3 protein-coding genes are annotated in these 5,608 nt (G+C 68.9%); 2 read left to right on the top strand and 1 reads right to left on the bottom strand.

Features of this window, described 5'->3' with window-relative positions; genetic code table 11:
- Positions 1-227: 227 nt before the first annotated feature.
- Entirely contained in the window at positions 228-527 is a 300-nt protein-coding gene (locus tag VH112_13205) for a hypothetical protein (protein HEX4541192.1), read from the bottom strand.
- Between the two features lie 207 nt (positions 528-734).
- Between VH112_13205 and VH112_13200 the strand changes: the two genes are divergently transcribed.
- Together VH112_13200 and VH112_13195 are read left to right on the top strand one after the other, a co-directional pair.
- A complete protein-coding gene (locus VH112_13200; protein ID HEX4541191.1) occupies positions 735-5,198 on the top strand; it encodes an HAD-IC family P-type ATPase in 4,464 nt (1,487 codons plus the stop codon).
- A gap of 139 nt (positions 5,199-5,337) precedes the next feature.
- Positions 5,338-5,608, top strand: a 271-nt coding sequence (locus tag VH112_13195) for a hypothetical protein (GenBank protein HEX4541190.1), incomplete at its 3' end; no start/stop codon positions are given.

Raw genomic sequence — 5,608 nt, 5'->3', positions numbered from 1 at the left:
TGACGTCTTTGCCCTTGTTGCTCGCGTCCATGAAATACTCACCTCTCTTTGGGTTGCGTAGGGGCCCATGTCGGCCCGCTTGCGCAGGGTGCGGCCATTCTCCAGCCCAGGCCCGAAGGCCCACGAAGAAGAACTCCGTTATGGTCGGAACGACCAACTGTTCTTCTTCTACCCCGAAAACCGCGCGCCCTCACATGACGATTCGAGGCGGCGATACACACATCAATTCAGCGGGATCGCCTCTTCTGACCAACCGCACGAATGAGTTGGGCTTTGCCCATCCTGGAGCGGCCGTCGATATCGAGCCGCGCCGCCTCACGCCGTAGCTCGGTAACGGTCATGGCGCCGGCGCCGGTTCCCGTGCCCTTCGACGCCCCGCGCTTGCGCGCCGCCGCCTTCGCCCCTTCGCGACCAAGGGCACTGCGGGTCTTGCTGGGAAGCTTGGTGATGGTTCTGTTCTTTCGAGCACCGGCTTGGGCCTTCTTCACGTTCCGACGTGCCGTTTGACGCTGGTTCTCGGTTGCCATCTGCCACTGCCTCCTCCCTGCATTTCTGCCTTTCCTCGCGCTGGGCTCCTACCCCCGCGACCGCAAGGGTGAACCTCAGCACGTTCCCGTGAACGGGCCTTGGCGGTTACCTCGAGGCGCCGCGGTTCTCCCAAGTGCGCTATGTGGGAGATCGAGGTTGCGACCTCCTGAGGGCGGCAGAGTTTTGACGTGCTCGAGGCTGGGCAGGTGTCAGGCGGTGACATGGAGATGAACAGTTGGCCGGTGCTGCTGAGGGCGCCCGTGGGGGCCGTCGGCACTGTGGCTGCCGGTGCGGTCGACGTCGCCAGGTTGCTGGCTCCCCAACAGGGTCGCCGCCGTAGACGGATCTGGGGGCGTGACGGACGTGCCCACATCGAGCTTCGTGGCCTTGGCGACCCGGACGACGACCTGTTGGTCAAGCGGGTAGAAGACGCCCTGGAGGCAACCCCGGGCGTCCAATGGGCCCAGGTCAATCCGGTGACGGGCCGGGTGGTTGTCGCCTTCGACCCCCAGCGTGCCAGCGTCGAGGTCCTGCTCGGGGTGATCGAAGCTACCGAGGCGGCCGAGGGCGTGGCGGATGTGCCGTTCCCGCTGAACCGCCCGGAGTACCCAGGCGACGTCGAGCCCATCCGGCGAGCGCTCTGTGCGGTGGTGGCCGACGCCGCCGGACTCAGCCTGAGTGCCTTCGGTGCCATCCTTCGCTCGACACCGTTTCCGGTCGAGTTGGCGTCGCTGGTCACCCTGCTCGACACCCAGCCGCGGCTCCGCCACCTTCTCGAATCCCGGGTGGGGGGTCCCGCCACGGACCTCGGCCTGGCGGTTACCAACGCCGTGGCCCAGGGACTGGCCCAGGGCCCGATCGGACTGGTGGTCGACCTTGCCTATCGCCAGGTTCTTCTCGGCGAGGCCCGGGTTCGCCGTCAGACGTGGGAGTCACGTGAGGCCGAGCTGTGGAGCCAGCCCGGCCCGACGCCTCCCACCCGGTCCGACGCTGCTCGGCCAGTGCCCCTGCGCAATGGCCGGCTCGATACCTACGCCGACCGGGCCACGCTCGCGTCTGTCGGAGCCGCCGGCCTGACCCTCGGGCTGACCCGAGATCCACGCACGGCGCTGACCATGCTCGGGGCGGGCGCCCCCAAGGCCGGCCGCATGGGCCAGCAGGTCTTCGCCGCCGAGGTGGGCAAGGCTCTGGCCCGCCGCGGTGTGATCGTCCTCGATCCCGCCGTGCTGCGTCGACTGGAGCAAGTCGACTGTGTGGTCATCGAAGAAGAGCTGGTGCTCACCGACAGCTTCGGCCTCGGACCGGTCACCGTCGTGCACGGTGAGGACGAAGGGTGGGTTCGTCGCAACCTCGTCGACCTCTTTGATCCCCGCGACCCGTTCCGCACTCGCCGGACCCGAGGTTGGACCCTGGCTCCGGTCAACCCGAGCGAGGCGGGGGACAGCGTCCTCAAGGGGTCGATCGATGCGAGCGCCAGTCAGCCCGGGTCGACACTGGCCCTGAGCTTCGAGGGCAGGACACGGGCGGTCGTCACCGTGGCCGAACAGCTCGACGAGGAGGCGGGGGTCCTGGTCGGTGCGGCCAGAGAGGCCGGGCACATGGTGGCCATCGCCGGCGGGCGCGCTGAGCTCGTCGAGGAGCTCGGCGCCGATATGTCGGTGGCGGGCGGGAGCCAGCTGGGCGAGTCCATCCGCATGCTGCAGGAAGACGGTTGCGGCGTGGTGCTCGTGTCCAAGTCCGACCGGGCTCTGGCCAGCGCCGACTGCGGTATCGAGGTTCATTCCGGCGCCGGCGTGGCGGCAAGTGGGCACCTCATCTCCTCGACCGGGCTGGCCGACGCCAGCTTCGTGCTCCGAGCCGCCGGGTCGGCCCGAGCGGTCGCCCGTCAGAGCGTCGCGCTGTCGATAGCCGGTTCGACCCTGGGAGGTCTCGTCGCCGTCATGGGCATGCCCGGGCGCGCCGGGGCCAGGGCCATCACCCCGGTGAACCTCGCTGCGCTTGGCTCGCTCGTGATGAGCGCCCGCTCGGCACGGCGCCTGGCGGGCAAGTCCGATCAATCACCATCCGCCCAGCTACCCCCGCCTTGGCACCAGATGCACGCCTCCGAGGTCCTGGAGGTGCTGCACACGAGTCGCGACGGCCTTTCGAGCGACGAGGCCGTGGAGCGACGGTCGGAGCCAGAGGTGCCGGCCCCTTCGTTCTGGCGCGCGCTACGAGAAGAGTTGGCCAACCCTTTGACCCCCATCCTCGGTGCCGGGGCGGCGGCCTCCGCCGCGGTGGGCTCGGTGGCCGACGCGATCATGGTGGCCGCGGTGAGCGGATTCAATTCCCTCCTCGGCGGAGCCCAGCGCTACCAGGCCGAGCGGTCGATCGCCGCCCTCCTGGAGAAGACCGAACAATCAGTCAACGTGATCCGAGACGGTAGGCCCGCTCCCGTCGACGTCGACGAGGTCGTCGATGGCGACGTTGTCGTCCTCGAAGCCGGCGACGCAGTACCGGCTGACTGTCGGATCCTCGAGGCCGAGTACCTGGAGGTGGACGAGTCCAGCTTGACCGGCGAGTCGGTGCTGGTGCCCAAATCCGCCGAGGCCTCCTACTCACCGGCGGTGGCAGAACGGTCCTCGATGCTCTACCAGGGTTCCTACGTCGCCGCCGGCAAAGCCTTGGCCGTGGTGGTGGCCATCGGCGAGAACACCGAGATCGGACGGACGGAGCGGGCGGCCGGGTCGTCTCGGCCCGCCACGGGCGTGGAGGCCCGGTTGCACCAGCTCACCAGGTGGGCGCTGCCCGCATCTGGCCTTGGTGGGGGGGCCGTGGTCGCCACTGGACTGCTGCGGGGCCGAGGGATGAGGAACGCGGTGGGAACGGGAGTGAGCCTGGCGGTGGCCGCCGTTCCCGAGGGCCTCCCGTTGTTGACCACGATGGCCCAGTTGGCTGCCGCCCGCCGACTGTCCCAGCGCGGCGCCCTGGTTCGCAACCCGAGAGCGATCGAGGCCCTCGGGCGGGTGAACGTGTTGTGCGTCGACAAGACGGGCACGCTCACCAAGGGCAAGATCCGCCTCGTGGCGATCTCCGACGGTCGCAGCGAGCACGTGGTCGGCGAGGAGAGCATGTCTCGGCCATATCGGGACGTCCTGGCTGTCGCCCTGCGGGCGAGCCCGCCGTCTCGCTCGGACGACGTCCTTCCCCATCCCACCGACGCCGCCGTCGTCGACGGAGCCAGCCAGGTCGGCATCAGCACAGACGAATGCCATCCCGGCTGGCAGCGGGCTGACGAGCTGCCTTTCGAGCCGGCGCGGGGCTATCACGCCGTCCTCGGGGTGTCGGAGGGACGGACCTTCCTGAGCGTCAAGGGTGCCCCCGAGATCGTCCTGCCCCGATGTGCCCGGTGGACGGTCTCCGGTGAGAGGAGCAGGCTCGATGCCAGCGCCCGCCGGCATCTCGACGAAGAGGTCTCCCGCTTGGCGCGGCGCGGGCTCAGGGTCCTGGCCGTGGCCGAGGCGGAGCGGCCGGACCGCCGGCAACTGGACGAGGACGACATCAAGGACCTCGACTTGGTGGGCTTCATCCTCCTCGCCGATCCGGTGCGCAAGACGGCGGCCGCGGCCGTTGCGGGTTTGCGCGATGCGGGGGTCGAGGTGGTCATGGTCACCGGCGACCACCCGAGCACCGCGGAGGGCATCGCCGCCGAGCTCGGGGTCCTCGACGGGCGTCGCATCCTGTCCGGGTCCGAGTTACAGGAGCTGAACGACGCCGCCCTGGCTGAGGCGGCGAGCGACGTATCGGTCTTCGCCCGGGTGACCCCTCTGGACAAGGTCCGGATCGTGCGGGCCTTCCAACAGGGCGGACGAGCCGTGGCGATGACCGGGGACGGGGCCAACGACGCTCCCGCCATCCGCCTGGCTGACGCCGGGGTGGCCGTCGGCAAGCGGGCCACCCCGGCGGCGCGCCAAGCCGCCGATGTGGTGGTGACCAACAACAAGGTCGAGACGATCGTCGAAGCCATCATCGAAGGCCGCGGGATGTGGGCGTCGGTGCGAGAGGCGCTGTCGATTCTGCTCGGAGGCAACCTCGGGGAGATGACCTTCGTGATCGGCGGCGGGCTCGTCACCGGCCAGTCCCCGCTCTCTGCGCGCCAGCTGCTCCTGGTGAACCTGCTCACCGACGTCGCTCCTGCGCTCGCCATCGCCGTGCGTCCACCGAAAAGCGTGTCGCGACAGGACCTGGTGCGCGAGGGACCGGAGGCATCGCTCGCCGCATCCCTCGACAGGGCCATCGCCGTTCGGGCGGCCACGACGGCCGCCGGCGCTGGTGGGGCATGGGTCGTGGCCCGGATGAGCGGACGACGGCAGCGAGCGAGCACCATCGCTCTTGCGGCCTTGGTCGGCACCCAGCTCGGCCAGACACTCTGGAGCGGAGGCTTCGATCCGCTCGTGGCAGCGGCTGGAATCGGCTCTGCCGCCATCCTCGTGGGTGTTGTGCAGACCCCAATCCTGAGCCAGTTCTTCGGCTGCACGCCGCTCGGGCCAGTTGGGTGGGCGACCGCTGGAGTCTCAGCAGTGGCGGCTACGGCGACCAATGCAGCGGTATCGACCATCCTTCGCCAGCAGCAGGACCACGGCAACGGCGGGGCGGGAGTTCTCGGTGCACCCGACGAGGTGGACGCGTAGTACTGGCGTAACGACCGAGTACCGCTGCTGGAGCCTCGGCCTCCTCGTGCGCACCTGGTTTGGGAGGGAGGCAGGCTTCAGAAATGAACTGTGTGGGAATACTTTCTGAACACAGACCGATGCTCACAGGAGTCTTGAGATGGCTCAAGAGGACAAGGTACTGGTGAGTCGTGTCGGTCCGATCGAGATCGACTGGCCCAGATCGGCGGGGTTCTTCGGTGCCTTGGCCGCTGCTACCGCGGTCGGGTTGATCGAGCCCCCCCTGGGTCTGTTCATCGCCGCCGTGCCCTTCATCAAGATGCTTGACCGGCCCCAGCTGCCTGTCCTGCCCCGCTTCGTGAGCCAGGTGCTGGATGGGATGGCCAAGCCGGTGGGAGGTGACGCCGAAGGCACGATCCGATTCAGCGGAC

This window comes from Acidimicrobiales bacterium, assembly GCA_036270875.1.
Lineage (GTDB): Bacteria > Actinomycetota > Acidimicrobiia > Acidimicrobiales > AC-9 > AC-9.
This window is presented reverse-complemented; position numbering and strand designations above follow the sequence as displayed.

Excerpts from the sequence above, each read along its gene's own strand:
- VH112_13205 (HEX4541192.1), bottom strand. The coding sequence starts at position 527 with ATGGCAACCGAGAACCAGCGTCAAACGGCACGTCGGAACGTGAAGAAG.